Source organism: Bradyrhizobium sp. CCGUVB4N (assembly GCF_024199945.1).
Classification (GTDB): domain Bacteria; phylum Pseudomonadota; class Alphaproteobacteria; order Rhizobiales; family Xanthobacteraceae; genus Bradyrhizobium.
Genome location: NZ_JANADP010000001.1, coordinates 4,768,395 through 4,793,616 on the forward strand (window position 1 = coordinate 4,768,395; position 25,222 = coordinate 4,793,616).

Below are 25,222 nucleotides of genomic sequence, written 5' to 3' on the forward strand. Positions count from 1 at the left end.
CGTCTACGATCCCTGCCGCAGCTTCGCCAGCACCTTCAGCCCGCCGTAGCCATCGGCGGGCGCGATCCCGGCGCGCTGCTGGAAATCCTTGATCGCCTTCATGGTGTCGTTGCCGACGCGGCCGTCGGTGCCGCCGGTATCAAAGCCGGCCTTGGTCAGCCGCGTCTGCATCTCCTGCACCTCGGCGAGCGTGAGCACGCGCTCGGAGCCGGGGAAGGGCTGAATGAAGGGCGGCGCACCCAGACAGCGGTCGCCGAGATGGCAGATCGCGAGCGCGTAGTTCATCGAGGGATTGTAGCTCTTCACCGAATAGAAATTCGGCCCCAGCAGGAACGTCGGCCCGCCCGCGACAGGTGTCCACATCTGCGCTGATGCGTTCGGCTGCGGGAATGGCTGGCCGTCGGCGCGGGTGACGCCCGCCGCCTGCCACGCCGCATAGGTGCGGCTGCCGCTCATCTCGCCGGATGTGCGCACCTCGTAGCCCCAATGCTCGCCGCGATGCCATTTGCCGCGATTGACGAGGTACTTTGCCGTCGATCCCAACGCGTCGTCAGGCTTGCCGAACGGAGACACCTTGCCGTCGCCGTCATAGTCGATGCCGACATTGAGCCAGACTTCCGGCATCCATTGCGAATGGCCCATCGCGCCGGCCCAGGATCCCTGCATCTCCTCGGGCGTGCTCCAGCCCTTGTCGACGATGCGCAGCGCATTGATCAGCTCGGTCTCCCAATAGGCCTTGCGGCGCGGCTCGTTCCAGGCAAGTGCGGCGAGCGAGGGAAACACCGGCGTCATGTGGTTCTGCTGCACCAGCGGATCGCCGTAGGCGGATTCCACGCCCCACAGCGCCAGCAGCGTGCCGCGCTCGACGCCGAAATCGCGTTCGATCCGCGCAAGCAATGCCTCGTTGTTCTTGAGTGCGATCTTGCCGTTGATGATGCGCCAGTCCGAGACGCGGCGGTTGATGTATTGCCAGACCTGCTCGTGGAATTCGGGCTGGTTGCGCATCTGCTTGAAGACGCTCATGTCGGGCTCGACCCGCGCCATCGCACGCTGCCAGGTCGCGGCTGAAATGCCTTTGGCCATCGCGCGTGCGCGAAAACCTTCGCGCCATTCGTCGAAGCCGGGCGGCGACGCGAAGACGCTCGCCGGGGCTGCGAACAGAGCGGCAGCGGCCAGCGTGGATTGGAGCACGGCGCGGCGGGTGATGCGAGTGGCCGAGGAATCAGCGTGTTTCATGTGGCCATTGTAGCTGGAAACGTGGCGCCTGTGAGCCGGTTCCCGGAACAGGAGGAACAGGCTTTCGGCGTCACGTGCTCCGGAACAAAGTGTCGCAGTCCCGCATTCCCTCCGCACGACATTGGAGGAGGATGAGATGAGGAAGTATCTGTTCGCCGCTGCGGTGGTTACGGCTATCGCGGCCCCTGCGTTCGCAGATGAAGTCGGTGTTCATGTCGGCCCGGTCGGCGCCGGCGTGACGGTCGGCGAGTCCCACGAATATCGCGACCGCGATCGTGATCGTGATCGCACCACCGTCATCAAGGAGCGCGCGCCCGCCGACCGCACCACGGTGATCAAGAAGGAAGATGAATTCGGCAACCGCAGCAAGACCGTGATTCATCACGACAACGATTGACGGAGCGGGGCCCTGGCCGAACGCCAGGGCCTACCTCCAACAAGATTTCGGGGTGGAATGAAGATACGCGCGCACGCGGAAAGCCATGTTGTCGAGCTCGACGACGGATCGTGCTGGCAAATTTTTCCAGGAGATCTCGCGGCGACGCTGAGCTGGAAACCCGAAACGGATTTGCATCTGGAGCCGAGCGCAGACCGGATCAGTTCGCACGTGCTGGTCAATGCTGCGGACCGAAGTCGCGTCCGGGTCATTCGGGCAGGCGGGACCTGGCCCGACAGCGAGGTTAAGAAAGTGTTGAAGGGTGGCTAGGCCGGCCTCCCAAATCCCCAACTTTAAGCCTGTCCTTTTACGGTCGGTTCGCTTCCATCTGCGTATCATGCGCGCATGCGGGAGCTGTTCGACATCATCCGTTCCAATCCCTGGCCGTTCGGCGCGGGGCTGTTGGTCGTGGTCATGATGATCATCGCGGAGAATTTCGGCCGCGGCATTCAGGGGGACGGCGACTTCGGCTTCGGCGATTTCGGGGATGGCGACGGAGGAGGCGACTAGGCCTCGTCCTGCAGATCGGCCGCGACGCCCGCAAGCCAACGGCGGACGGTGACTTCAGCCTTGCCGTCGAGCCCTGTCACCAGACGCTTCTCCAGTTCGAGCACACGGTCCCGGCATGCCTTGAGCAGCGTCGCGCCACGCGGCGTCAGCGTCCATTGCTGAATGCGGCCGTGGACGGGATGCGGCGTCATCAGGATCGCGCCGTCGCGCTCGAGGTTGCGGATGATGACGCCGACGGTCTGCGGCGTCAGGAAGGTGAGGCGGGCGACGTCGGCGCCCGAGAGTCCGGGATAGGCGTTCAGCATGGTCAGCACGGCGAATTGCGGCGAGGTCACACCGAGATCAGCCAGCGTGCGTTCCATCTTCAGCCGCACCGCGGCGTGGGCCTGACGCAAGAGATAGCCGAGATAGCCTTGCTCGCCGCGCTTGCCTTCGCCGGGGGCGGGCACGTGCACCGCAGCCTCCTGCCTGGATCCCTTCGCCGGTTTCGATTTCGTGATGGTCGCCGACTTGCGCATAATATAAGAGCTCTTATAAGATGTAAGCAGTCTTATAATAGCACGAGGTGAACGGCAATGTCACACGCCCGCAGCGAGTACGAGGATTTCAAGAGAATTGCTCCGGACGCGTATGATCTGGTGCTGGCGCTGGGCCAGGTTGCGGCCAAGGCCGGCCTCGACAAGCAGCTGCTCGAGCTCGCCAAGCTGCGCGCCTCGCAGATCAATGGTTGCGCGTTCTGTGTGCAGCATCATATCCTCCTCTCGGAGCGGCTTGGCATACCCGCGGACAAGCTCCATCTGATCGCGGTCTGGCGCGAGGCACCGATCTACTCGGCGCGCGAGCGTGCGGCATTAGCCTGGGCTGAGGCGTTGACCTTGCTTCCCGACGGCTTCGGCGACGAGGTTTACGCAGAGGTACAGCGTGAATTCTCGGAGACCGAGCTGATGTACCTGACGTCGGCAATCGCCTCGATCAACGTCTGGAACCGGTTTGGTGCGGCCTATCGCTGGACGCCAACGAAGCGGCCGGTCGCGGCGAATGCCGCGGCGTCCTGATTGCAACGAGGGGAGGTTGCCATGACTGCAATGAATTTGGTCACCATGCCGCGCCCTGTGCCATTGCGCTCGATGGCGCTGGCCGTCGTCGGCGGCCTCGTCTGCGCGCTTGCGATCGGCAAGGTGCTGCCGGTGACGATGGACAAGGTATCAGGCGCACTGGCGCCGCTCTGCGCCACCGCCGCGGAAAGCTCGCCGCTCGACAAGGTCGAGCCGATCGGCTCATACGCATTGCCCAACGTACCGGGCAAGCGCGTCACCATCGTGCGCGTGTTCTACGGTCCCGGCGGGTTTTCGCGGCCGCACCGGCATGCCGGCTCGGTGACGGCCTATATCACCAAAGGCGAGATCCGCTCCCAGCTCGGCGGCGGCCCGGTCGAGACGTTCGGTGTCGGCCAATCCTTCTTCGAGCCGCCGGGCGCGACGCATCTGGTCTCTGCCAACGCCAGCACCACCGAGCCGGCTGAACTGATCGCCGTATTCGTGGCTGACGAGGGCGCGCAGCTGACGACGTTTCTGGAGTAAAGCCGGTAACCCGGATGACCCTTCGTCATCCGGGTCCTCAAGCCGTCCTCAGCCCCCGTAAGACGCAGGATCGGGATTGTCCGACGGGCTCTCGAACGATTTCTTCAGCGAGGCCGGCATCGGGACATGGAAGTTGAGGCCGCGCGGGGGCACCGACTCCATGAACCATCTGTTGTAGATCTTCTCGATCTCGGGGCTCTTGTAGAGCTTGGCCGTTGCGCGATCGACCACCGCCTTGAACGGCACGTCGTCCTTGCGGAGCATGATGCCATAGGGCTCCGGATCGGAAAATGCGCCGGTGCTGATGGCATAGAGCGACGGATCCTTTGACGAGGCGATCATGGCCGCAAGCTGGATGTCGTCCATGACGAAGGCCACGGCGCGGTCGGTCTCGACCATCAGGAAGGCCTCTGGGACGTCCTTGGCGCTCATCACGGTGATGCCGAGCGAGCGGGCGGCGTTGGCCTTGTTGAGCTGGGTGATGTTGGTCGTGCCGGAGACCGAGACGACCGCCTTTCCTTTGAGATCATCGACCTGGTCGAGCTTCAGCGCCTTCTTGGACACGAAACGGCTCGCCGTGAGAAAATGGGTATTGGTGAACCACACCTGCTTTTGGCGGTCGGCGTTGTTGGTCGTCGAGCCGCACTCGAGATCGACCGTGCCGTTCGCCATCAGTGGAATGCGGGTGGATGAGGTGACGATGGTCTCGTTGACCTCGAGCTTGTCCAGCTTGAGCTCGGTCTTGATCTCGTCGACGATCTTCATGCAGATGTCGACGGCGTAGCCGACGATCTTCTGCTTGTCGTCGATGTAGCTGAAGGGCACCGCACTGTCGCGTATCCCGAGGGTGATCGCGCCGGTGTCCTTGATCTTCTTCAGCGTGCCGCTCAATTCTTCCGCTTGAACCGGTATGGCGAAAGCGACGGCGAGAATAGCCGCCGTGGTGAGATAACGCATGAGCTTCCCCTTCATCCTGTTTGGCTGCGGACGCCAAGCAAGTCTGGGGCCAGAGAAGATCAGGTCATGGGGGAGCCGGCGGGATCAGGCTTGGCCAAGCCTGCAGGGCTGTCATTGGCGTGTCATCAACACACGCGTCCGAGCCACATGGCCGGCGCGAGCAGCGCGTCAATTCTCTTCGCTGCTCGATCCCTCGCGCTGATCGGGTTTGATCACATCCTCGGGCAGCGCGTGTGCGACCGGCTGCGGCGAGCTTGCGATCTCCGGCCCGACCTCGCGGCCGCGGGCGCGGATCAGGCGTTCATAGGCCGAAACCAGCGTGACGTAGGGGCTGACCCAGATCCAGCCGTCGCGGGTGAACACCTGGACGTCGAAATGCAGGTGCATCGACGTGCCGGCGGGGTGGTCAAGGTAGTTGGAGATCACGCCGATCTTCTCGCCCTCGGTGACGATGCGGCCGTTGAGAATGCCGTCGGCGTTCAACGCCTGCGGATTCATGTGCATGTAGCGGAAGCGGATGTGCTCGGTGCGGCTGTTGACCTCGAGCGTCGCGGCCTGATCCTTGGAGGCACGGATCACCGTGGCGTCGCGAACGGCAACGACGCCGCGCTGTTTGGGATCGCAGGGGTCGCGGCCGTCACCCGGCGAGGGGCAGTCGGCCGCGCGGATGTCCTCGCCCTGGTGGCCATAGCCGCCGCCGCACTGCCAGACTTCGAAGCTGCGTGACTCGCAGAAATTGTCGCGCCACGGATAGGCGGTCGGGCGATCGTCCTTGTCGCGCTTGGCGTAGGATTGCGAATGCACGAAGGCGGGCGCCTTCTCGAGCGGAAAGCGGATCTGCGCATAGGCCATCGGATCGGGATGGCCGCCCTGCTTGCGATAGCCGGTGTTCGGGATGATGTCGCCGCTCGGCCGGTAGCTGAAATCCGCTGAACGTGCGATCGGGCGATCGATCAGATCGGAGGCAACGTCCATCAGTGGCCGCGTGCGTTGCCCGCCGGCGACGTGCAATGCCTTCAGGAAGCGCTCGGCAACGGGATAGGCCTCCTTGCAGGCGAGCCGCCGCGGCTTCGCGACGCTGTCCAGGCACTGGATCGACACCACATAGGCGGCGCCGAAGCGCGTGAAGGCATAGCGCACATAGCCTTCGCGGATGAATTTGCGCAGGTCCGGATAAATCGCCGCCAGCGGCTTCACCGGCTCGCCCTTGCCGCCGGCGGGATCAGCGATGTCATAGACGAGCGCCGATCCGGTGATCTGCACCTCGACGGGCTTTGCGAAGGTGCGCGACGGCATGCCGTCGCCGGCGCCGGGCTCGAGCGAGAACGTCGCGCTGTAGCCGGCGGGACCGGCGTCGAACATGTCGGCGGGGCTGAAATCGGCCTGGTAGCGCGGCAGCGCCTGTGCGCCGGTGCGTTGCGCCTCGAGATAGGCGGCGGCATCGAACGGAAGCAGCACGGGTACGGAGCTGCGGGCAATGCCGGTGAAGAACAGCGAGGAGACCGCGTTGAGCTGCACCAGCGCCGGCGTGGCGCGCGGATCGTAGCGCGGCACCGAGCGGCGCGGCACGAAGATGAAATCGCCTGCGACCTGTGGGCGGCTGTTTATTTCGGTGCGGAGCTGGTCGAGCGCTGCGCGCCAATCGACGCGCAGGGCTGTGAGTGAGGGGCTGCGGAATTCGTCCGCGGCGAGCGGCGTTGCCAAGGAGAGCGAAAGCGACGCCAGAAAAAGCGAGACGAAGCAGAAAGCCTTCCTACCCACTGTCTCGCCCCCCGGCGGCACCTGTCCGATCCTCGATCCCTTGCCTAGTCCTTGGCGCGCTCGGAGTAGGAGCCGTCTTCGGTCATCACCACGATGCGGGTGCCGACGGCGATGTGCGGCGGCACGGTGGTGCGGATGCCGTTGGAGAGCACCGCGGGCTTGTAGGAGGACGAGGCGGTCTGGCCCTTGGTCACGGGCTCGGTCTCGACCACTTCCAGCGTCACGCGCTGCGGCAACGCGAGCGAGACCACGTTGACGTCGTGGGTCGACAGCTTGACCATCATCTCTGGCTGAAGATAGGCGGCCGCGTCGCCGACCACGTCCTTAGAGACCTGGACCTGGTCGTAGGTCTCAGGGTTCATGAAGTGGAAGCCGTCGCCGTCTTCGTAAAGGAAGGTGAAGTTGCGCTCTTCGATCGTGGCCTTTTCGACCTGATCGGTGGTCTTGTAGCGCTCGGAGATCTTTACCCCGTCCGAGATTCGGCGCATTTCGATCTGGCTGACCGGCGTGCCCTTGCCGGGATGGATGTTCTCGGCGCTCACGACGACATAGAGCTTGCCGTCTTGCTCGATCACGTTGCCCTTGCGAATAGAACTGGCGATGACTCTCAAAGCTATATTTCCTGCTTGCTTGGCCCGGCTCAGGCCAGGACGTGGTCAAATCGATGGGGGACTTGGGGCCTCAAATCAGACCTCGGCGCCCGTTTCGGGCCGCAACATACTGATTTTGCCGTTGGATGCCAGCACTTTGCTGGCTCAGGGGGTGGTCGGTTAATGGCTGGGGACAAGCCGATTTCGCCGTTCTGGGTGCCCAGCCGGCACCTCGACCGGCGGCCGTTTCTCCAGGCCAGGGGGGCCATTACCGGGTCTCTCAGGGGCTTTTTCGCCGAGCAGGGCTTTGTCGAGGTCGAAACCTCGGTGCTCCAGGTCTCTCCGGGCAACGAGACCCATCTGCACGCCCCCCGGACCGAGATCATCCGGCCCGATGGCAGCCGGATCAGCCGATACCTGCGAACATCGCCCGAATTCGCCTGCAAGAAGCTGCTGGCGGCCGGCGAGGAGCGGATTTTCGAGTTCGCACGGGTGTTCCGCGACCGCGAGCGCGGCGACCTGCATCTGCCCGAATTCACCATGCTGGAATGGTACCGGGCGGGCGCCCCCTATGATGCCATCATGGCCGACACGGTCGTGGTGATCGCCCACGCCGCGCAGGCGACCGGGATCGGGACCTTCGCGTTCCGGGGCCGGACCGCGGACCCCTTCGCCGAGCCGGAGCTGCTGACGGTGGCTTGCGCCTTCGAGCGCTTCGCCGGCCTCGACCTGCTGTCGACAATCTCGGGCAACGAGGGTAACCGTGCGGCGCTCGCCCAGGCGGCCGCCGGCAAGGTTCGCGTCGCCGAGGACGACACCTGGTCTGACATCTTCAGCAAGGTCCTGGTCGAGCATGTCGAGCCGCATCTGGGGCAGGGGCGTTTGACCATTCTGTTCGAGTACCCATCTCCAGAGGCGGCGCTGGCGCGGGTCAAGGCGGACGATCCGAGGGTCGCGGAACGGTTCGAGGTCTATGCCTGCGGCGTCGAGCTCGCCAACGGCTTTGGCGAATTGACCGACGCCGAGGAACAGCGCAAGCGCTTCACGGAATCCATGGCGGAGAAGCAGCGCCGCTACGGCGAGGCCTATCCGCTGGACGAAGACTTCTTGGCTGCGGTCGCCCAAATGCCGGAGGCGAGCGGTGTCGCGCTCGGCTTCGACCGACTGGTGATGCTGGCGAGCGGTGCAACAAGGATTGATCAGGTGGTGTGGACACCGCCTGCAAATGAAACGTTAAGTGGAAAATGACGAAGACCAATCTTGCACGCACCTTGCGTGAGCCGGCCGAGCTCGTGGCTGCAGATCTCGCGCCTGCGACGGCGCTGCCCGCGCTCGAGCGCGTCGCTGCGCGCTATGCGGTGGCGATCACGCCGGCGCTGGTCGAGTTGATCGACAAAACGGATCCCGAAGACCCGATCGCGCGGCAGTTCGTTCCGACCGCCGCCGAGCTGCAGACGCAACCGGGCGAGAACGCCGATCCGATCGGCGATCACCCGCACTCGCCGGTCCAGGGCATCGTACATCGCTATCCCGATCGCGTGCTGTTCAAGCTCGTTCACGTCTGCGCGGTCTATTGCCGCTTCTGCTTCCGCCGCGAGATGGTCGGACCCGGCAAGGAGAACGCTCTGTCGGACAGTGCCTACCGCGCCGCGATCGATTATATCCGCGCGCATAGCGAGATCTGGGAGGTGATCCTGACCGGCGGCGATCCGCTGATGCTGTCGCCGCGCCGGATGAGCGAGATCATGGCCGATCTTGCCGGCATCGATCATGTCAAGATCATCCGTCTGCACACCCGTGTGCCCGTCGCCGATCCGGCGCGGATCAGCGACGAGATGGTTGCGGCGCTGAAGGTCGAGGGCGCGACCACCTGGGTCGCCGTGCATGCCAACCATGCGCGCGAATTGACCGGGCCGGCACAGGCCGCCTGCGCGCGGCTCGTCGATGCCGGAATTCCCCTGGTGAGCCAGTCCGTGCTTTTGCGCGGCGTCAATGACACCGTCGCGGCTTTGTCTGATTTGATGCGAGCTTTCGTCGAATGCCGGATCAAGCCCTATTATCTGCATCACGGCGATCTCGCGCCGGGCACCGTGCATTTGCGAACGACGCTCGCGCAGGGGCAGGATTTAATGCGGCAGTTGCGAGGGCGGGTGTCAGGGTTGTGTCAGCCGGACTATGTCATCGACATTCCCGGCGGCGCCGGCAAGTCGCCGGTCGGGCCGAATTATGTGTTGGCGGAGCAAAATACCGCAGCCGATGCACGTGATGCGGCCTCCGAAACGCGCTATCGTATCGTCGACTATTGCGGCGACGTCCATCTCTATCCGCCCGAGACCTGAGCGGTCAGAGAACGCCGGTTTGAGGAATGGAGGATCGGACATGAAGAAGATCATGGTGGCTGCATCGCTCGTGGTCTTGCTCGGCGGTGCGGCGATGGCGCAGACCGGCACCAAGGGGTCGTCGACGTCAAGCGGCGCAACGTCCGGAACGTTGCCGCAAGCGCCCATCGGACATCGTCAGCCGCGCGCCGGCGACGTGCCGAACGAGAAGAATCTGAGCGATCCGAACAATCCCGTGAACAAGGAAGACGCTCTGCTCGACAAGAAAATCAAGAGCATCTGCCGCGGCTGCTAGGCCGCAAGTGCGGCGCGGTGGGCAGGACGCGAACAGCATCGCCCCGCCCACCTGTGGCCCCGCTTAGGCGGAGCGCTCGTGCAGTCCGGCGCGCGCGGTGTTGCGCCGGATCTCGACCGCATCGGCGAGCTGCTCGAGCACATTTGCCGTCGTTGCCCAATCAATGCACCCGTCGGTGATGCTCTGGCCGTAGGTCAGGGGCTTGCCCGGCACCACGTCCTGGCGGCCGGCGACGAGATTGCTCTCGATCATCACGCCCATGATGCGGTTCTCGCCGCCCGAGATCTGGCCGGCGATATCGGCCGTGACCAGCGGCTGATTTTCCGGCTTCTTGCTCGAATTGGCGTGGCTCGCATCCACCATCACCAGCGGCGCGACGCCGGATTTCGCGAGGTCGTTGCAGGCCGCGGCGACGCTTGCGGCATCGTAGTTCGGCTTGGCTCCGCCGCGCAGGATGATGTGGCAGTCCTCGTTGCCTGCGGTCGAGGCGATCGCCGAGCGGCCGAGCTTGGTGACCGCCATGAAATGATGCGGGTGCGAGGCCGACTTCACGGCGTCGGCTGCGATGCGGACATTGCCGTCGGTACCGTTCTTGAACCCGACCGGGCAGGACAGTCCCGAGGCCAGCTCGCGATGGATCTGGCTCTCGGTCGTGCGCGCGCCGATCGCGGCCCAGGAGACGAGGTCGGCGATGTATTGCGGCGTCGTCATGTCGAGGAATTCAGTGCCGGCGGGCAGGCCGAGATTGTTGATGGCCGAGAGCACGTTGCGTGCGAGCCGCAGGCCCTTGTTGATGTCGAAGCTGCCGTCCAGATCGGGGTCGTTGATCAGGCCCTTCCAGCCGACCGTGGTGCGCGGCTTCTCGAAATAGACCCGCATCACGATCTCGAGCTGGTCGGCCAGATCCTCGCGCAGGGCGGCGAGGCGCTCGGCATATTCGAGCGCGGCTTTGGGATCATGCACCGAGCAGGGGCCGACAACGACCAGAAGCCGGTCGTCCTGGCCGCTGAGGATGGCATGGATCGCGTTGCGCGCCGCCATCACCACACGGGTGGCCGTGAGGGTGCGCGGGACCTCCCGCATCACGTCCTCAGGCGTGCTTAGCTCTTTCAGTTCGCGGATACGAAGATCGTCGGTCGTGCTCAGCACGGCGGGCTCCTGTCATGTTGAGAACCTGCCGGCCAATAAAAAAGCCGCCAGGTCTGGCGGCTGTTCGGACGTTTGCTTCAATATTTCAGATTGAGCGCGATCCTCCTGCCGCCAGCGAGCTGTCGTAGCTAAAGTACCAATAAAAGCTGGTGGCGACGGTGATCATGGTCGCTCATATAGCTTGCCGTTGGCGCCTTGTCACCCCCCAATCGGCGCCGGTGCGACGAGGCGGCTCAGGTGTTGCTTTTGCGTGCCGCCAGGGCCACCCCGATCAGGGTGGCGCCGCCGAACAACAGGTTGATGCCGACCAGCACGCCGATGGCCCATTCCGCCGAACTCGGCAGTCCCGCGATCACCATGAACGCGATCGCGATGTCGACGAGGCCTGAGATCAGCAACCACGACCAGCGGCCGCTCAGCTCGCGGCGGTGCTCCAGCGCGTACATGATGGTGGTGACACCCTCGGCGAGGAAATAGGCGCCGAGCACGATGGTCAGCGTCAGCACGGCCTGCATCGGGCGGGCCAACAGCAGCATGCCGGCGAGCACCGCCAGCGCCGCCGAGATCAGCGACCACCAGAAGCCCGGCGTGGCGCGCGCCCAATAGGTCACGATCAATCCGCCGATACCGCTGACCAGGAACATCCAGCCGAGAAGAATCGTGATGGCGAGACTGGCGAGCGGCGGCAGGATCAGCGCGGCGATGCCGAGAGCGGCGAGCAGAATGCCTTCGAACAGAAAGGCCCTCCAATGCGCCTTTACCGCCTGGCTCATTGCCGATTGCAGCCGCGAAAATTCCTCAGGCGAAGTCATCGGCTAGCTCCGGATCGAACGACGTGCGCCCAATCTAGTACGCACATTCCACGCTTGCCATCCTGCGGATCAACCGCCTCCGTGCGCTGACGAAAAACCCTCACCAGTGGTGCGGATGCGGTTGCGGCCGAGGACGTAGATCGCGGTCGTGACCACCAGCAGCGCAAGGCCGAGCAGGATCGAGACGAAGCCGATCGGGATCAGGGCCAGCGTCAGATTGCGCTCGGGGTTGATGAGCCAGTGATGGATCGAGGTCAGCACGAAAGCGAGGCCGAGGAAGCCGACACCGCCGCCGGCGAGCCAGAGCGCCCACATCCGGCGCAGCTGGCTGAGCCGCTCCCGCGCGATATCGGTGCGGGGCGCGTGGTGGCGCGCGACGCGACGCACCAGGCGCATGGCAAAAGCGATCGAGCTGAAGCCGATCAGAAGGCTTGCCCCGCCCAGCCACATCCGGATTGTCGGATCGAGATCGGGCATGCGCTGGAGCGTGAGCAGCGGGAAGTCGAACGCCGCGTGCAGTGCGAGCGGGCCCGCGAAAATCAACAACCGGCTGGAGAGACGGGCCCAGTCGCGGTGATGGCGGTTTGCGCCCAGCGCCGTGCCGGCCCGGGCGATCGTGAGATAGGCGCCCGCGATGATGCCGAGCGCGCCGTGGAACGGCACGGTGAGAACGCTGCGCAGCGCCGCCAGCGACCGCCACATCTCGGCATGCTGCACCAGGTAGGCGAGGTTCTCGTAAGCCGCGAAGCCGAGGCCGACGGCGGCGCCGTAGACCACGGTGTCCATGGGGTTGGCGAAGGTCCGCCGCTTGGTCGAGGAGATCAGCACGATGGCGATCACCTTCACGGCCTCCTCGGGCAGCGCGACGCCGAAGACCGAATGCATCACAAGCGCCGTCCAGGGATTGTCGGGCGCCGCAACCATCTTGGCGAAGGGGGCCCGGGCGAGACCCAGCAGCGAGATGCTGGCCGCGCCAAGCAGGAACGCGGTCCAGACCTGGGCCGGCGGCCCGGGGCGTTCCTCGGCGGCAATGACAAGCCACAGCATCAGCAGCGCCGGGGCGATGGCGGCTGTCCCGATGACGGTGGGTAAAGCTTCAATCAGATACATCGGCGCCGAAATTAGGTTCCCTTGGTCCGCTTATCTACGTTTCCGGATGCGACCATCTGTCATGCGCCGGCTGTCCCGTAGCTTAACAGGCACGACAGCCGGCGTTCATCAGGGCCGCAAAGTGTAGAATACGAGCGCAATCAATTGCATGACAGAACCACCTCGTCGTCGACTATAACGGCTGCGCGCCGGTCAGCGGATCGCGATTGATAAGTCAGATCAAGGCAGTGTGCAGGTTTCTTCGATTCACGATGCACGTGCGCGCGCGGCGAGTCCAGAGGCGGGATGGGCCTCGTTCGGACAACGTCCGGCCAATGAGACCGCCTAATCACGCTTCGTTGTGCGTCGGCGAGGCGATGATGCGATCCGGCGGGCTCGCAGCTGCTCGAGCTCCCAGATGGCGCGTATGAGGCACGTGCCAAGACAGGAGACGATGAGCAGCAGCAGGAAGGCCTGGTCGGCGGGAGGAATATGGATCATGGCGTTGATTAAGCAACGCGCATGCCATGCGTTCCCGAGAAGGCCTGCACATGGTGCAACGGCGGCTCACACCGGGCACGGCTTGCTCCGGTTCGAATCGCCGGTTCCCGAAAGGCGGCCCTAGCCTGCGCTTTCCGCCCTCAATGGGTGGTGAACGGCGCTGGAGCGTCGGGCGTGATGTCGAAGGCCCCGAGGTGGAATTCCTCGCCGACGGCCTCATCTGGCTCGGAATAGTGGGTGAGCAGCGTGAAGGCGGCTTGTGGATACCGTTTCCAGATATCGAGGTCACCGGCCGTAATCGTGAGCCATCCAAACGTGTACATGTAGCGCCCGGGCTCGGTGACCCGGCCGACCCTGTCCCAAGTGATCTTATCAACTGTGATCTTGTCGACTGCCATCCGGTCCCCCGATCGCAAGCCTGCAATGATGCCCGGCACGCGGCACGGACCCCTCAGAGGCTGATCCCGCAATGGGGCCGCGGTAGGGCAGCAATCTGGTTCGTTTGTCCGGCGTTAGCCCGGCTGCGGCACGGCCTGGCGTACGACCAGGCGGACGAGGTCGTCCCGCTGCTGCTTCTCGGTGAACTTCACCGCAAAGCCATTGTCGAACTTACGGATGACGCGGCCAACGCAGGCGCCGACCGCAAGCGGGGTCCCGATCGGCGGGTCGTATTCGCAGGAGATCGCGACGCCGGCCGTTGAGACGTCGATGATGAAGCAGGGATGGGTGCTGCCGTCGGCAACCGTCAGGAATGTGTGTGAGGCCTGCGGGACAAAGCGCGCGTCACGGCGCAGATCCTGGATGCTGTCGTCCTTCTGCTTCTTTTCGAGCCAGGTCAGCTTTTCCGACATCCAGGCGCGGCGTGCGCGGGTCATGTCGAGCTCCATCAGGAAGCCCGATTTCAGCGTCGCGCTGATGGTGCACTGGAACTCGCCGAAATCCTGGAAGTAGGAGGTGACGCGCTCGCCGATCTTGCCGACGACCGGCACGTCCACGATCATGCGGAAGGGTGAAACGCGCTTGGTGCGGCAGGCGAAGTTTCGCAGCTTGCCATCGCAATCGTACCAGCGATGCAGCGAATAGCTGCCGCTCACGTTCACTTCCACGGCACGCTGCCTGAGGAACTCTGCGACGGACATGGGTGCCAGTTCGTGTTTCTGATTGTTTCCGTAATTCCACGGTAGCTGTCAAATTCTAAGCAAATGATACCGGCGCTCAGGAGCAGGGGTAAATTTCCGGTAAATGAGCAGGTCGGTAATGTGCCGGGATAAGCGGCAAAACGTCCCGGTTATCGGGCGCGCGCATTCACAACCACGTCATTGCGGCCGCCTTGTCCGCAATCGCGCGAAGCGCGACGACGGAAGCGGAGCAATCGAGGCTCACGCGTTTACTGTCAGCCGTTCCTGCATTTGGCGATGATGCCGTCGGCGAGGCGGATGTCATCGAGGGTCCAGTTGCCGAGCAGCGTGATGATCGCCTCCCGCCGGTACTGATGCCGCTCGTCCCTCGAGGTTTGCCGATAGTCGATGCCGTCCTGTCGTGCCAACGCGCGCGACACGATCGCGATCTGTCGCAGCTTCGCCTGCTCCAAGGAGCTCATGTCTCACCGCGTGGCAATGCCACCTGCCGTTTGGCGGGGTCTGTGAATCGGACGCCTTGAAACTAGCTGCACCGGCTTACGGAGACCTGACGCGGGTTTTTCGCCCGAGCTGAATGTCGCTGTTCAGGCAGGGCCGTGCAGCGCGAGCAAAGCCAGCACGCCAAGCGCAAGGGCGAGCTTCATCACCGCCCAGGTCAGGCCGTTGGAGCTGATCTCCAGCCCGAACCACGGCAATACGCGCCGCATTGCGCGCGTCGTGAGCGCTTCGGCGACGGTGAAAGCAAAGGCAATGCCGGCGATGAGAGACCAGGACGGTTCGGCCGGAGGCATCCAGGCCGCAAGCCAGCCGGGGACGAAGTCCCGCAACGACACGAGCAGTGCGAACCATCCGAACAGGGAGACGAAGCCCTTGACGATGTCAGGCCCGATCGCTTCCGGCTCGAACCGGATCCCCATCGTCGCGAGGGCGCCTTCGACGCGCTCGCCGTCGGTCAGGAAGATGAACGCCCCGAGATAAAACGGCACGCGCGATTGCAAAAAGAACGCGATGATCGCCGACAGGACGGCGTAGCCATAGGCGTCGCGGAGAATGTCCCAGCCGCTCATGTGCGTCGGCTCCGTCGCCTTCGCAGCTTGTGGCTGCGGCACCGATCTGGCGCGCGCCATGTGCTCCAGCATTTTAGCCCGTCGGTCGGGAGAGTAGGGCAACGTACGTCGCATCCAGGCCGGGGGCGTGGTCGCAGCCGGCGGGGCGCCGGCCGGGCCGTTCGCGGTGGACTTGCGTTGCTCCATAGGCCGAGCCCGGTCCTTCAAGATGTGACGCCATCGCGGTCTGCGAGGCGGTTCCTTCGGACGTTGGTCGGAGTTGAGGGCCGGGGAGGTTCATGCCGGAGGACAGATTCTGCCGGCGCATCATACGGGTGCCCGATTTCCCGAGCGATCAAGGCCGGTCCGCGGACGGACCCATTTCGATAGATTGCCATGGCGTGCCGTATTGTGCCTAAGTGCGAACCGATGCGGCCAGATCAGAAGCCGTCGAAATCCAGACCCTGGATGTCGGGACGAGCGTGATTCAAAAACTCGAATTCCTGCCGAGACTTGAGTCGCTGCGCGGCCTGGCCGCGGTCTCTGTCGTTGGCTACCACGCATTCGGACGCTTCACCGACACCTATGTCACAGGCATGGCGCCGGTGGTGCTCTTCTTCGTGCTGAGCGGCTTCGTGCTGTCGCGCTCGCTGGCTCGGAACGACGACATCGCGGTGTTCGTGCGTCGCAGGATTCTCCGGCTATTTCCGGCGGCGATTGCGGTCGTGCTGCTGCTGGCCGCGCTTCACGAGGCATTCGGGTTCTATCTGGGCTTGGGACCCGATTTTTCGCCGTTCAACGTGATGCTGAACGCGCTGATGATCCGGCACGACATCAATGGGCCGATGTGGTCGATGACGGTGGAGTGTTTCGCAACTCCGGTCATCGTTCTGGCTTTCCTGGGCGGACGGCGATTTGGCTCGCGGGTCCTGATCGCGGCGATCGCAGTGCTGTTCGGGTTGTCGTTCATCGGGCCATATGCGCACCTGCTCGGCGGCTACACGAACATCGCGCCCTTGTATGCTTTCGTGCTTGGCGCGGCGCTGCACTTCTCGGGACGCCGCCTCGAGGAACGTATCGGCGATCGGCAGATGGTGGTGGCTGTCGTGGCGGGTGGCCTGTTCCTCTATTGCGGTCTGCAGAAGCAAACCGCGCCGATCATTTTGCTCGAAGCCTGTTCATCCGGGCTGCTGGTTGCGTTGATCGCGTTTGGGGATCGGCAGCGCGGCTTTCGTTGGCTGGATCATCCGGCGCTAGGCTTCTACGGCCGGATATCCTACAGCTTCTATCTCTTCCACATCATCGGCTTGACCGTTGCGGTTAGCATCAGCACCATCGATGGCTGGCCCTTGCTGTCGATCCTGTTGAGCATTGTCATCGGCGTGATCTTGACCACGCCGATGGCGTGGATATCCCAGCGGTTCATCGAAGAGCCGTTCATCGCGATAAGCCGAAAATGGCGCGACCGGCGACGTGAGGTTTTCACGACGACCTGAGGAATCCGCAGCGCGGTCATTGACCTTCGCGCCGATGTGGCGCGCTCGGCAGCATTCGATCGTCGCCGGATTGGGGGCTTAAATTCTGGCCCGCCGAATGACGTTCCTGTTGAAGTCCCGCTGCAGTTGCGCTTGAGTAGCAGCAGGTTCGGGGGAACTGTTTTTATGTGTTTTTTTGTGTCTGTGGCGCCTCGCGCTGCGTTGTTTGATGTCGCGATAGATTATCGTTCGAGCAGGCGTGACGAGGCCTGTGTCCTGTCATGGACATGACCCTCACGTCGGACTGCCTGTCTCCGCGAAAAGCAGGCATCCTCGATCACGCCGACAGCGTCGCCACGGACCGCGTGGCCTGGCGCGAGAAGAACAGCTTCTTTCATGACGAGGATGAACGCTATCTCCGGTTCTTGATCCCGGCGGGAAGTCGCGTCCTGGAGATCGGATGCGGTGTTGGCGACACGCTCGCGAGCCTCGCGCCATCGCATGGCGTCGGAATAGATTTCTGTCGCAAGCAGATCGAGATCGCGCGGGAGCGCCACTCCGATCTCACCTTCGTCGTCGGCGATGCCGAAGACCCCGCGACGCTGGAAGCGCTGCAAGGTCCGTTCGACTATATCCTCGTCCTCGATACGATCGGTTCGCTGGAGGATTGTCAGAAGTTCATCGCACAGCTGCATCCACTGTGCACGCGGGATACGCGGCTGGTGATCGGCTACTTCTCGCATCTCTGGTACCCCGTGCTGAAATTGGCCGAGCTTGTCGGCCTGCGAATGCCGCAGCCGGATCAGAACGTGCTGTCGCCATCCGACTTGCGCAGCCTCGCGAGACTTGGGGACTTCGATCCGGTGAAGTCCGAGCAGCGCGTGCTGTCGCCGGTCCGGATGTTCGGGCTCGGGCGCTTCCTCAATCGTTTCGTCAGCGTGCTGCCGGGGATCCGCCAGGCGGCGCTGCGGCACTATATGGTCGCGCGCTCGAGCCGCAGGGCGAGGGAGGAGTTTTGCTCCGCCACCGTCGTGGTGCCGGCGCGCAACGAGCGCGGCAATATCGAGCCGGCCGTCCTGCGGATGCCCGACTTCTGCCGCGACATCGAGATCATCTTCATCGAAGGCCACAGCCAGGACGGCACCTTCGAGGAGATGGAGCGGGTCAAGCAGGCGTATCCCTCCAGGGACATCAAGGTGATGCGCCAGCCGGGCAAGGGCAAGGCCGATGCCGTCTTCACCGCATTCGACGCGGCACGCGGCGACGTGCTGATCATTCTGGATGCCGATCTGACCATGCCGCCGGAACAGATTCCGAAATTCGTCGAGGCGCTGCTGTCGGGCAAGGGCGAGTTCGTCAACGGATCGCGCCTGGTCTATCCCATGGACGAGGGCGCGATGCGCTTCCTCAACCTGATCGCCAACAAGATCTTTTCCTATCTGTTCTCCTGGCTGCTCAACCAGCGCTATACGGACACGCTGTGCGGCACCAAGGTTCTGCGCCGGAGCGACTATCAGCGTCTGAAGGCCGGCAAGGCCTATTTCGGCGATTTCGATCCATTCGGCGATTTCGACCTGATCTTCGGCGCCTCGAAGCTTAATCTGAAATCGGTGGATCTTCCGATCCGCTATGCCGCACGCACTTATGGCGAAACCCAGATCTCGAGGTTTCGTCATGGCTGGATGCTGTTGAAGATGGTGGCTTTCGCCTTTCTCAAGATCAAGGCGATCTAGGCCGTGGAAGCCACGGTTCGATGCCGATGATGTCAGCCGATCGCGCTTTTCCCGACACGCGCGTGAGCGGGAGGGTCAGAACGTCGCTGATCCTGATCGTGCCGACATTGTATCTGGCGGCGACGTTGCTCTATTCGGCCTGGCAGGCGGTCTGGGGTGTTCAGGTTGATCCGGAATCGGCCTACACCATGAACGGCCTGGTGGCGGCGGCCGGATATGGCTCGCTGAAATTCGATCATCCGGGAACGACGACGACGCTGCTCGTCGAACTGGTCATCAGGGGCTGGGCCTTGGTCGCCCGGCCTGACGATATCGTTGCGTTCGGGCTCAAGCACTACGATGCGATCACCTTCGCGGCGCGGACTTGCGAGGCGCTGGTGCTCTCGGGCGCGTTGCTGGCAGGCGGGCTCATCGTCGGCCGGACCACGCGCAGTGCCATTGCTGCGATGCTGTTTCAGGCGGGCGCGTTCGTTCATCCCGATGCGTTTCATTTTCAGACGGTGCTCGCCCCGGAAAGCCTCATGGTCGCGATCGCGCTATTCGGCATGGCGATCGTGCTCAAGGCTGCGCTCGACGCGCGACCGCCGGCGACCAGCCTCGGCGTCATGTCCGGATTGATATTCGCGCTCGGCTTCGCGACCAAATATCTCTACCTGCCGCAGGCGCTGTTCGCCGTATGCCTGCTCAGAAACCGGCGGGCGTTCGTCGCCTCCTTGCTCACCGGGGCGATCGGCTTCGTTGCCTTCAGTCTCGTCTTCAATCCCGGAACGATCACGCGCGGGTTCGGATGGCTGGTGCAGATCGCAACCCACAAGGGACATTACGGCGAGGGCGAGACCGGATTCATCGACTTCGCGACGTTCTGGTCGAACATGCGCGAGATCATCACGGCCGGACCGCTCGCGGCGGGTGCCTACATCGCAGCCGCTGCTGCGGCGCTGGCCTGGTGCATCAGGACGCGCGACTGGCGCGATCCGGTCAGCCTCACGCTCAGCGCTGCCGCCCTGGTCTTTGCGGCCTACCTCGTGGCGACGTCGAAGCATTTCGCGCTGCATTACATGATGGCGTCGTGGGCCCTGACGGGCGGTGTTCTCGTCCTGGTCGTGGTGCAGATCAGGCGCCTGGCCCCCGCGGTCCCGTCGGCGGCGCTGAGCCTGCTTGCGGGCGGCCTATGTGCCGTGACGGCCGCGGTGACGCTGATCGACGCGAGGACAGTCGCGCTGCAGGCCTCTGCCTCGAATGCGATCGGGGCCAGGCTCTCGAAAGCCGTGGTCGCGGCGGGGCCGGCCTGCGCCAACGTCTCCGGCATGTTCGTGGGAGCGCCGGAGAACGACATGAATCACGGCTGGGACATGACCTTGCAGCTCTGGGGCGACCAGGCGATGCGGGAGAGGTTCTCGGTTGCCTATGAGCACGCCTTCGCGGTCGCCCTGCTGGACCACAACACCTACACGCACGTCCTGAAGACCAATTTTCGCGCCACCAGCTACGCCAAGCTCGCCGCGGACTATCCCTGCATCGTCGTCCGCTCACCGTGGGAACTGAACGAGGACAATTCGATCGGACTGCTGGCGTTCCATCCGGACCATTGCGTGATCGAAGGGATCCACGTCTATACCGTCGGGCTCGCCTGCACGAAGGTGCGCGAGAGCTTCCTGGGCGAGCGGTGAGGGGATGGGCGCTGCTTGGCGCTCCCTAGCGGAATCGAACCGCTCTCTCCACCGTGAAAGGGTGGCGTCCTAACCGATAGACGAAGGGAGCAAACGCAAGGCCGGGCCGCATGTGGCGACAGGCCCGCTGGCCGGTCCGAGTCGTGCCCGGCGGCTTGCAGCGGGCGAACGTATAGTGGCCTTTGGGCCCGTGGGCAAGCCGTTCCGGAACGCTCTTTTGGGCCCGGTGGATAGCCTGCCCCGGGATCGTGCGGGCGGCGATTTCAATCGTTTCTTAGGGTTCCCTGGGCTAGCGCTGGGGCGGGAGATATCTTTCGCCGATGCCACAGCCCAAGAAGCGCGCAGCCCGCAAAATGCTGTCGCAGCACGCCTGGATCACGCTCGAGGGCGGATTCGCGGCGCGGCATTGCCTGGTCCAGGACATCTCGGCCTCGGGCGCCAAGATCACCATGGATGAGGATGCGAGCCAGCTGCCCGGCGTGATCCGGATGGCGTTTGCGCGCGACGCCCGGACCGGGCGGAGCTGCCAGGTGGTCTGGCGCCGCGGCAAGTCGGCCGGCATCAAGTTCCTCTGACGGCCGCCCGATAGCGCCTGGCCCGGGTCCGGGTTACAAGGCGGGCATGCGCCTTTCCGTCCTCGTCCTGATCTCACTCGCGACGACCTCCGCAGCCGGAGCCGAGACGCTGCGCCTGCCGCCGACCGAGCAGCCCCAGTCGGGCAAGACCCTGCCGCTGAAGAGCGCCACGGGGGCTGCCAGCAAGGCCAATGCCTGCGCCGCCTATGGCCGGGGCTTCATGATGGTCGAGGGCACCTGCGCGAAGATCGGCGGCTCGGTCAGGGTCGACACCGTGACCGGGCGCTGAGGGACAGATGTCTCAGGACCTGCTGCGGCTCGATCTGCTCGTCCCCGCGCTGATGTATTGCGCGCTGTTGTGGTGGGTCGGACGCGGGCTCTCATGGACGGCCAAGCTCGCCACCGCGGTGGTCACGCTGGTGCTGATCGTGGTCGTCGTGATGGTCGAGCGCGGCTGGCGCTGACGCGCCCTTCAACAAAAACGCGAAAACAACCCCATGCACAGTAGCCATCAAGAGAGACGTCAGGCGCGGGCGGTTTGCGCGGCCCGCGCGATTGTGCGTGCTCTCACCACGGCTTAAGCCGCGTCAGCGGCTTCACGACATCGGCGGCGCCACGTGCTGCGCAAATCCGGGCCGCTTGGCGAGCGCGGCGAGCCACCGCGTCAGGTTCGGCTGCGCCGGACGGGTGATCCCCTCGACGCCGAGCCAGCGCCGCGCGTAGCAACCGATCGCGATATCGGCGATCGTGAACTGGTCGCCTTCGATGAAGGTGCGCGAGGCCAGATGGTGGTCGGCGATGGCCCAGACCTCGGCGGCCGCATCAGCATCCCTCTGGATCTTGATCATGTCGCGCTCGGCAGGCGGCGTGCGCACGATGCCCCAGAACACCGGGCGATCGACCGGCTGCACCATCGACAGCGTCCAGTCGAGCCAGCGGTCGACGCCGGCGCGCTTCTTCGGCGGCTCCGGATAGATCGGCGTGCCGCGCCCATGCGCCATGCAGAGATAGCGCATGATCGAATTGGATTCCCACAGCGCATAATCGCCCTCGACCAGCGTCGGCACGCGCGCATTGGGGTTCATCGCGAGATAGCCGGCCTCGCGGGTCTTGCCGTAGGCCATGCCGGCGTCGATGCGCTCGTAGGGCAGGGAGAGCTCGGTCAGGCACCACAGCACCTTCTGCACGTTGACCGAATTGGCGCGGCCCCAGATCGTCAGTTTTTGGTCCGGCATGAAATCCTCCCGCAGCGGTTTTTGACGTTGCGCGGGTGATAGCGGAAATCGCGGCCTGGAGCGATGCGCATTGCCGTGAGCCCCTCATGCAAAAAGCTCCGCCGGAGGCGAAGCTTTCCTTGCAGAGTAAGCCGACGCGACAAACGCAAGATGCGTTTGCGCGGAGATCAATGGCCGAAGAACAGCCACAACAGAATGATCACCGGGATAGGGACACCCAGCAGCCACAGCAATATTCCTCGTCCCATTGCGTCCTCCTCCAATCGCCTTGTTGAAGGGAGAACGCGCCGGGTGGGCGCTGGTTCCTACGGTAAAAGCCCTACCAGTGGCCGGTATTCGGCATCGACGCCCACGGCTCGGCCGGCGCTTTCGGCTCGCCCTTCTGCAGGATCTCGATCGAGTGCAGATCGGGCGAGCGCACGAAGGCCATGTTGCCGTCGCGCGGCGGCCGGTTGATGGTGACGCCGGCCTTTTGCAGCTTCGCGCAGGTGGCGTAGATGTCGTCGACCTCATAGGCGAGATGGCCGAAGAACCGGTCCTCGCCGTACGTCTCCTCGTCCCAGTTGTAGGTGAGCTCGACCAGCGGCGCGCCACGCGTCTGCGGCTGCGTCTTCAGCGCCTCGAGATCATCAGACGAGCACAGGAACACGAGCGTGAAGCGCCCCTTGTCGTTCTCGATCCGCCGCACCTCCTTCAGCCCCAGCGCATCCTGGTAAAACTTCAGCGCGACATCGAGATTGCGCACGCGCAGCATGGTGTGGAGATAACGCATGGTTGTTGCTCCCTTGAACGGATGGGGTTTTGCTTTGGGCCGGGATGGCGGGGGAGAGATAGCAGGAAAAGGACGGGAGGGGCAGGGGGCGGGGGCAAATGTGCGTGAGGAGCCATGTGGGCTGCCGTTCGCTGCGGCCTGGCATAGAGTGCGGTGATTCAACGTTCGCGATTGGAGGGGAAGCTTATGGCGGATGAGAAGCGAAGGCTCCTCTGGCATGGCGCGGCCTTGTTTCTGATCGGATTGCTGACAGGGCTGGCCGAGCAGCATTTCACCAATGTGAGGATGGCGCTGGCCGCTCATCTGGAGGGCGTGATGAATGGCACGTTCTTGCTGGCGGTCGGCGCCATCTGGAACGAGGTCAGGCTATCGGCGCGAACAAAAGCCGTGGCATATTGGGCGCTGCTCGTCGGAACATACGGCAATTGGATCGTAACGACGTCGGCTGCCGTGCTTGGGACGGCCGCGCTCTCGCCCATCACGGCGGTAGGGCATGAAGCCGCGCCCTGGAAGGAGGCCATGATCACCGGCGGATTCATGTTCATCGGTTTGGCCATCATTCTGGCTGTCGTCTTGCTCATGATTGGGTTGCGGAGCACCGCAAAGCCGGAGTGAAGCGACAAGGGGCACTGACTCAATACGGAATTGCGGAGTGCAACGAATTGCTGCTTCCGCTAAGCATTATTCGAAGTCGCAGAAGTCGGCCATCGTGAGAGTTTAGTGCACTGTCACCGTAATTCCTCGAACCTACAGATTATGATTGCAACTCAAGGTATATTACAAGGAGCAGTGATTCTCGGGGGCGACCGTGGCGGACCAAGATAATCTGTCGGCAACATTTTTGACTGAGGTGGAAGCCCTCATCGCGAAGCACAGTTGGGCCTACACGAAAGATGCGGGATTATATCAGTCCATTGTGATCTCTTCCGCCATCTGCGGAATTCTCTCGCTCTTTGCAGGCGCGGTGGGCTACTCGATAACTGCGGGAGTTCTTGGAGGCGCAACAACTATCGCGTCTGTGCTCACTCAGACTCTCCATTGCGTCAAAGCGCAGGGATGGCAAGACCGAATGAAGGCAGAGCTCGAAGGAATCCGACTTCAATTCATATATGAGCACGGGGGAGTGCCGACACCGGAAGCACTTGCCGACTTAGCAAAGCAGCGACGGGACTTGGTTTCCCAGATGTCGAAGGAGTGGGAAAAAATTCTAAACTCTCAGGGCGGAGGGTTCAACTTCCGGCTACAAAGAGGAAAAAAGGGTTCAAAAGAGACCCAGGAGTAGGCTGGCCTCGGTGCTGCAAACTTTGGCCTTCGAGCACGTCGATCTCGATGCAGGCTATGCGCCCAGATATTTGGGGTTGTGAATTATGGCTATCCACACACTCTCAGACCTTGAGGACTACCCTGAAGTCGCTAAAGCCCTTGGTGAAATGATTATCGCGTGGGCTCGTATGGACGCAGCCTTGATTGGTGCCCTGACTCGCATATCTGGCGCGAGCCTCGACCAGATGCAGCGTGGTTTCCACCACCTTCCTACATTTGACACCCGCATCAGATTTATTCGATCGCTCATAGCCGACGCGCAAATTGACGGTTTTGATAAGGAAAAGATCGATAAATGTGTTGAGAAGATAGGAAAGCTTGCGAGCGCTCGAAACCATTGGGTACACGGCGATTGGTGCAACGACTCCGAATTGAACCTTCCCGTCATCTTTGACCATCGCACCAAACAATCGGGTGCGACGAAAAAGCCCGTTCGAGCAGCTGACATCAAGAACCATGTTGGCTCGGTACATGATCGAGCTGGGGAGCTTGAAGATCTGGTCAAGTTTCAAGAATTAGTCGACGCTCAGCCGTCCCGAACGTGAGACCAATTCCTGCGGAGACAGCCGGGATTGCTTAGTTGCGCCCGCAATAACGGTGTTGAGATAGCTCGTAGCTCGTAGGATGGGTTGAGCCCTTACGAAACCCATCTCTTCCCGATTACCGCCCTCCGTAGTTGCCGCCACCGTCCGATTGATCGCCGCCTAATCGGCCGTCTAGCTGTTTGGCCGCGTGTTGATCGAGCGACAACAGCGCCTGGTCGCGCCTGCGATGATCCGTTAGCTACGACAACTTCCATTGCGCAAGGTTATGGCAATGAAGAAGCATCGACTCGGAGCGTCACCAGGAAACAAGCTCGTAGGATGGGTTGGGGAAAGGCTTTGCTGCACATCTTGAAGCCACGCGGGTTCGCAGCGCGAGGGCAGTCGAGTTTCGATCGAACGAGACTATGCCAGAGGACTTAGCGAAGGAGTGAAGGCGCAAGCCGTATGGAGGCCC

31 protein-coding genes and 1 tRNA gene are annotated in these 25,222 nt (G+C 63.3%); 16 read left to right on the forward strand and 16 right to left on the reverse strand.

Annotated elements, in window-relative coordinates; genetic code table 11:
- Positions 1–3: 3 nt before the first annotated feature.
- Positions 4–1,236, reverse strand: coding sequence for a lytic murein transglycosylase (locus NLM31_RS21740; RefSeq protein ID WP_254193599.1), 1,233 nt, complete (start codon positions 1,234–1,236; stop codon positions 4–6).
- 136 nt (positions 1,237–1,372) lie between these two features.
- On the opposite strand from NLM31_RS21740, the gene NLM31_RS21745 reads away from it, so the two are divergent.
- From NLM31_RS21745 to NLM31_RS21755, 3 genes are all read left to right on the forward strand, one after another.
- Positions 1,373–1,633 carry a hypothetical protein gene (locus tag NLM31_RS21745; protein WP_254193600.1) on the forward strand — a complete coding sequence of 87 codons (261 nt, stop codon included), beginning with the start codon at positions 1,373–1,375 and terminating at the stop codon, positions 1,631–1,633.
- A 57-nt stretch (positions 1,634–1,690) separates the two neighbouring features.
- Positions 1,691–1,942 carry a hypothetical protein gene (locus tag NLM31_RS21750; protein ID WP_254193601.1) on the forward strand — a complete coding sequence of 84 codons (252 nt, stop codon included), beginning with the start codon at positions 1,691–1,693 and terminating at the stop codon, positions 1,940–1,942.
- Between the two features lie 75 nt (positions 1,943–2,017).
- Positions 2,018–2,182, forward strand: a complete 165-nt coding sequence (locus NLM31_RS21755; protein WP_254193602.1) for a hypothetical protein — start codon at positions 2,018–2,020, stop codon at positions 2,180–2,182.
- On the opposite strand, the gene NLM31_RS21760 is transcribed toward NLM31_RS21755, so the two are convergent.
- Entirely contained in the window at positions 2,179–2,700 is a 522-nt protein-coding gene (locus tag NLM31_RS21760; RefSeq protein WP_254193603.1) for a MarR family winged helix-turn-helix transcriptional regulator, read from the reverse strand. The two genes, NLM31_RS21755 and NLM31_RS21760, sit on opposite strands and share 4 nt — an antisense overlap.
- A gap of 57 nt (positions 2,701–2,757) precedes the next feature.
- Here NLM31_RS21760 and NLM31_RS21765 point away from each other — a divergent pair, with 57 nt between their 5' ends.
- Entirely contained in the window at positions 2,758–3,237 is a 480-nt protein-coding gene (locus tag NLM31_RS21765) for a carboxymuconolactone decarboxylase family protein (RefSeq protein ID WP_254193604.1), read from the forward strand.
- Positions 3,238–3,258: 21 nt separating this feature from the next.
- Entirely contained in the window at positions 3,259–3,762 is a 504-nt protein-coding gene (locus NLM31_RS21770; RefSeq protein ID WP_254193605.1) for a cupin domain-containing protein, read from the forward strand.
- Between the two features lie 48 nt (positions 3,763–3,810).
- On the opposite strand, the gene NLM31_RS21775 is transcribed toward NLM31_RS21770, so the two are convergent.
- The 3 genes from NLM31_RS21775 to efp all read right to left on the reverse strand — a co-directional run bounded on the left by NLM31_RS21775 (position 3,811) and on the right by efp (position 7,091).
- Positions 3,811–4,719 (reverse strand): amino acid ABC transporter substrate-binding protein, encoded by a 909-nt coding sequence (locus NLM31_RS21775; RefSeq protein WP_254131297.1) that lies wholly within the window; start codon positions 4,717–4,719, stop codon positions 3,811–3,813.
- A gap of 168 nt (positions 4,720–4,887) precedes the next feature.
- Positions 4,888–6,501: a M23 family metallopeptidase gene (locus NLM31_RS21780; RefSeq protein WP_254193606.1), complete on the reverse strand. Its 1,614-nt coding sequence runs from the start codon at positions 6,499–6,501 to the stop codon at positions 4,888–4,890.
- 23 nt (positions 6,502–6,524) lie between these two features.
- Positions 6,525–7,091: an elongation factor P gene (gene efp / locus NLM31_RS21785; protein ID WP_234682817.1), complete on the reverse strand. Its 567-nt coding sequence runs from the start codon at positions 7,089–7,091 to the stop codon at positions 6,525–6,527.
- Positions 7,092–7,253: 162 nt separating this feature from the next.
- Between efp and epmA the strand changes: the two genes are divergently transcribed.
- Genes epmA through NLM31_RS21800 form a run of 3 tightly spaced genes read left to right on the forward strand, consistent with a single transcriptional unit; the run spans position 7,254 to position 9,704 of the window.
- A complete protein-coding gene (epmA, locus tag NLM31_RS21790) occupies positions 7,254–8,318 on the forward strand; it encodes an EF-P lysine aminoacylase EpmA (RefSeq protein ID WP_254193607.1) in 1,065 nt (354 codons plus the stop codon).
- On the forward strand, positions 8,315–9,409 hold the full coding sequence (locus tag NLM31_RS21795) for a lysine-2,3-aminomutase-like protein (RefSeq protein WP_254193608.1): 1,095 nt from the start codon (positions 8,315–8,317) through the stop codon (positions 9,407–9,409). Before epmA ends, NLM31_RS21795 begins: the two co-directional genes overlap by 4 nt.
- A gap of 40 nt (positions 9,410–9,449) precedes the next feature.
- Entirely contained in the window at positions 9,450–9,704 is a 255-nt protein-coding gene (locus NLM31_RS21800) for a hypothetical protein (protein WP_254131301.1), read from the forward strand.
- 63 nt (positions 9,705–9,767) lie between these two features.
- Here NLM31_RS21800 and NLM31_RS21805 read toward each other — a convergent pair whose 3' ends face one another.
- The 7 genes from NLM31_RS21805 to NLM31_RS21835 form a co-directional block, all read right to left on the reverse strand.
- Complete coding sequence (locus tag NLM31_RS21805; protein WP_283044025.1) at positions 9,768–10,853, reverse strand: 3-deoxy-7-phosphoheptulonate synthase; 1,086 nt, start codon at positions 10,851–10,853, stop codon at positions 9,768–9,770.
- A 233-nt stretch (positions 10,854–11,086) separates the two neighbouring features.
- Positions 11,087–11,665: an HdeD family acid-resistance protein gene (locus tag NLM31_RS21810; RefSeq protein ID WP_254131302.1), complete on the reverse strand. Its 579-nt coding sequence runs from the start codon at positions 11,663–11,665 to the stop codon at positions 11,087–11,089.
- 69 nt (positions 11,666–11,734) lie between these two features.
- A complete protein-coding gene (locus tag NLM31_RS21815) occupies positions 11,735–12,775 on the reverse strand; it encodes a PrsW family intramembrane metalloprotease (RefSeq protein WP_254131303.1) in 1,041 nt (346 codons plus the stop codon).
- A 620-nt stretch (positions 12,776–13,395) separates the two neighbouring features.
- On the reverse strand, positions 13,396–13,653 hold the full coding sequence (locus tag NLM31_RS21820; protein WP_254193609.1) for a hypothetical protein: 258 nt from the start codon (positions 13,651–13,653) through the stop codon (positions 13,396–13,398).
- Positions 13,654–13,767: 114 nt separating this feature from the next.
- The gene (locus NLM31_RS21825; RefSeq protein WP_254131305.1) at positions 13,768–14,394 is read right to left on the reverse strand and encodes a PilZ domain-containing protein; all 627 of its coding nucleotides are present in this window, start codon (positions 14,392–14,394) and stop codon (positions 13,768–13,770) included.
- A 254-nt stretch (positions 14,395–14,648) separates the two neighbouring features.
- Positions 14,649–14,855, reverse strand: coding sequence for a hypothetical protein (locus tag NLM31_RS21830; RefSeq protein WP_148778603.1), 207 nt, complete (start codon positions 14,853–14,855; stop codon positions 14,649–14,651).
- A gap of 123 nt (positions 14,856–14,978) precedes the next feature.
- Positions 14,979–15,647, reverse strand: coding sequence for a hypothetical protein (locus tag NLM31_RS21835; protein ID WP_254193610.1), 669 nt, complete (start codon positions 15,645–15,647; stop codon positions 14,979–14,981).
- Between the two features lie 212 nt (positions 15,648–15,859).
- Between NLM31_RS21835 and NLM31_RS21840 the strand changes: the two genes are divergently transcribed.
- From NLM31_RS21840 to NLM31_RS21850, 3 genes are all read left to right on the forward strand, one after another.
- A complete protein-coding gene (locus tag NLM31_RS21840; protein ID WP_254193611.1) occupies positions 15,860–16,936 on the forward strand; it encodes an acyltransferase in 1,077 nt (358 codons plus the stop codon).
- Between the two features lie 260 nt (positions 16,937–17,196).
- A complete protein-coding gene (locus NLM31_RS21845; RefSeq protein ID WP_254193612.1) occupies positions 17,197–18,648 on the forward strand; it encodes a glycosyltransferase in 1,452 nt (483 codons plus the stop codon).
- 20 nt (positions 18,649–18,668) lie between these two features.
- On the forward strand, positions 18,669–20,318 hold the full coding sequence (locus tag NLM31_RS21850) for a hypothetical protein (protein ID WP_254193613.1): 1,650 nt from the start codon (positions 18,669–18,671) through the stop codon (positions 20,316–20,318).
- A gap of 16 nt (positions 20,319–20,334) precedes the next feature.
- On the opposite strand, the gene NLM31_RS21855 is transcribed toward NLM31_RS21850, so the two are convergent.
- Positions 20,335–20,409: transfer RNA gene (locus NLM31_RS21855), tRNA-Glu, on the reverse strand.
- A gap of 229 nt (positions 20,410–20,638) precedes the next feature.
- On the opposite strand from NLM31_RS21855, the gene NLM31_RS21860 reads away from it, so the two are divergent.
- From NLM31_RS21860 to NLM31_RS21870, 3 genes are read left to right on the forward strand one after another with little or no spacing between them, the layout of a single operon-like run.
- Entirely contained in the window at positions 20,639–20,893 is a 255-nt protein-coding gene (locus NLM31_RS21860; protein ID WP_254131310.1) for a PilZ domain-containing protein, read from the forward strand.
- 46 nt (positions 20,894–20,939) lie between these two features.
- Complete coding sequence (locus NLM31_RS21865; RefSeq protein ID WP_254193614.1) at positions 20,940–21,182, forward strand: porin; 243 nt, start codon at positions 20,940–20,942, stop codon at positions 21,180–21,182.
- A 7-nt stretch (positions 21,183–21,189) separates the two neighbouring features.
- On the forward strand, positions 21,190–21,357 hold the full coding sequence (locus NLM31_RS21870; protein ID WP_254193615.1) for a hypothetical protein: 168 nt from the start codon (positions 21,190–21,192) through the stop codon (positions 21,355–21,357).
- Between the two features lie 132 nt (positions 21,358–21,489).
- Here NLM31_RS21870 and NLM31_RS21875 read toward each other — a convergent pair whose 3' ends face one another.
- Both NLM31_RS21875 and NLM31_RS21880 read right to left on the reverse strand, forming a co-directional pair.
- Complete coding sequence (locus NLM31_RS21875) at positions 21,490–22,128, reverse strand: glutathione S-transferase family protein (protein ID WP_254193616.1); 639 nt, start codon at positions 22,126–22,128, stop codon at positions 21,490–21,492.
- A gap of 319 nt (positions 22,129–22,447) precedes the next feature.
- A complete protein-coding gene (locus tag NLM31_RS21880; RefSeq protein ID WP_254193617.1) occupies positions 22,448–22,900 on the reverse strand; it encodes a VOC family protein in 453 nt (150 codons plus the stop codon).
- 186 nt (positions 22,901–23,086) lie between these two features.
- Between NLM31_RS21880 and NLM31_RS21885 the strand changes: the two genes are divergently transcribed.
- Positions 23,087–23,515: a hydrogenase gene (locus NLM31_RS21885; RefSeq protein ID WP_254193618.1), complete on the forward strand. Its 429-nt coding sequence runs from the start codon at positions 23,087–23,089 to the stop codon at positions 23,513–23,515.
- Positions 23,516–23,708: 193 nt separating this feature from the next.
- On the forward strand, positions 23,709–24,182 hold the full coding sequence (locus tag NLM31_RS21890; protein ID WP_254193619.1) for a hypothetical protein: 474 nt from the start codon (positions 23,709–23,711) through the stop codon (positions 24,180–24,182).
- Between the two features lie 103 nt (positions 24,183–24,285).
- Here NLM31_RS21890 and NLM31_RS21895 read toward each other — a convergent pair whose 3' ends face one another.
- Complete coding sequence (locus NLM31_RS21895; RefSeq protein WP_254193620.1) at positions 24,286–24,735, reverse strand: hypothetical protein; 450 nt, start codon at positions 24,733–24,735, stop codon at positions 24,286–24,288.
- Positions 24,736–25,222 lie beyond the last annotated feature (487 nt).

Excerpts from the sequence above, each read along its gene's own strand:
- NLM31_RS21865 (WP_254193614.1), top strand. The coding sequence starts at position 20,940 with ATGCGCCTTTCCGTCCTCGTCCTGATCTCACTCGCGACGACCTCCGCA.
- NLM31_RS21820 (WP_254193609.1), bottom strand. The coding sequence starts at position 13,653 with ATGGCAGTCGACAAGATCACAGTTGATAAGATCACTTGGGACAGGGTC.
- NLM31_RS21845 (WP_254193612.1), top strand. The coding sequence starts at position 17,197 with ATGGACATGACCCTCACGTCGGACTGCCTGTCTCCGCGAAAAGCAGGC.
- NLM31_RS21885 (WP_254193618.1), top strand. The coding sequence starts at position 23,087 with ATGGCGGATGAGAAGCGAAGGCTCCTCTGGCATGGCGCGGCCTTGTTT.
- NLM31_RS21800 (WP_254131301.1), top strand. The coding sequence starts at position 9,450 with ATGAAGAAGATCATGGTGGCTGCATCGCTCGTGGTCTTGCTCGGCGGT.
- NLM31_RS21755 (WP_254193602.1), top strand. The coding sequence starts at position 2,018 with ATGCGGGAGCTGTTCGACATCATCCGTTCCAATCCCTGGCCGTTCGGC.
- NLM31_RS21770 (WP_254193605.1), top strand. The coding sequence starts at position 3,259 with ATGACTGCAATGAATTTGGTCACCATGCCGCGCCCTGTGCCATTGCGC.
- NLM31_RS21875 (WP_254193616.1), bottom strand. The coding sequence starts at position 22,128 with ATGCCGGACCAAAAACTGACGATCTGGGGCCGCGCCAATTCGGTCAAC.
- NLM31_RS21870 (WP_254193615.1), top strand. The coding sequence starts at position 21,190 with ATGTCTCAGGACCTGCTGCGGCTCGATCTGCTCGTCCCCGCGCTGATG.
- NLM31_RS21740 (WP_254193599.1), bottom strand. The coding sequence starts at position 1,236 with ATGAAACACGCTGATTCCTCGGCCACTCGCATCACCCGCCGCGCCGTG.
- epmA (WP_254193607.1), top strand. The coding sequence starts at position 7,254 with ATGGCTGGGGACAAGCCGATTTCGCCGTTCTGGGTGCCCAGCCGGCAC.
- NLM31_RS21750 (WP_254193601.1), top strand. The coding sequence starts at position 1,691 with ATGAAGATACGCGCGCACGCGGAAAGCCATGTTGTCGAGCTCGACGAC.
- NLM31_RS21760 (WP_254193603.1), bottom strand. The coding sequence starts at position 2,700 with ATGCGCAAGTCGGCGACCATCACGAAATCGAAACCGGCGAAGGGATCC.
- NLM31_RS21815 (WP_254131303.1), bottom strand. The coding sequence starts at position 12,775 with ATGTATCTGATTGAAGCTTTACCCACCGTCATCGGGACAGCCGCCATC.
- NLM31_RS21860 (WP_254131310.1), top strand. The coding sequence starts at position 20,639 with ATGCCACAGCCCAAGAAGCGCGCAGCCCGCAAAATGCTGTCGCAGCAC.
- NLM31_RS21835 (WP_254193610.1), bottom strand. The coding sequence starts at position 15,647 with ATGGAGCAACGCAAGTCCACCGCGAACGGCCCGGCCGGCGCCCCGCCG.
- NLM31_RS21880 (WP_254193617.1), bottom strand. The coding sequence starts at position 22,900 with ATGCGTTATCTCCACACCATGCTGCGCGTGCGCAATCTCGATGTCGCG.
- NLM31_RS21810 (WP_254131302.1), bottom strand. The coding sequence starts at position 11,665 with ATGACTTCGCCTGAGGAATTTTCGCGGCTGCAATCGGCAATGAGCCAG.
- NLM31_RS21850 (WP_254193613.1), top strand. The coding sequence starts at position 18,669 with ATGCCGATGATGTCAGCCGATCGCGCTTTTCCCGACACGCGCGTGAGC.
- NLM31_RS21795 (WP_254193608.1), top strand. The coding sequence starts at position 8,315 with ATGACGAAGACCAATCTTGCACGCACCTTGCGTGAGCCGGCCGAGCTC.
- NLM31_RS21825 (WP_254131305.1), bottom strand. The coding sequence starts at position 14,394 with ATGTCCGTCGCAGAGTTCCTCAGGCAGCGTGCCGTGGAAGTGAACGTG.
- NLM31_RS21765 (WP_254193604.1), top strand. The coding sequence starts at position 2,758 with ATGTCACACGCCCGCAGCGAGTACGAGGATTTCAAGAGAATTGCTCCG.
- NLM31_RS21745 (WP_254193600.1), top strand. The coding sequence starts at position 1,373 with ATGAGGAAGTATCTGTTCGCCGCTGCGGTGGTTACGGCTATCGCGGCC.
- NLM31_RS21775 (WP_254131297.1), bottom strand. The coding sequence starts at position 4,719 with ATGCGTTATCTCACCACGGCGGCTATTCTCGCCGTCGCTTTCGCCATA.
- NLM31_RS21830 (WP_148778603.1), bottom strand. The coding sequence starts at position 14,855 with ATGAGCTCCTTGGAGCAGGCGAAGCTGCGACAGATCGCGATCGTGTCG.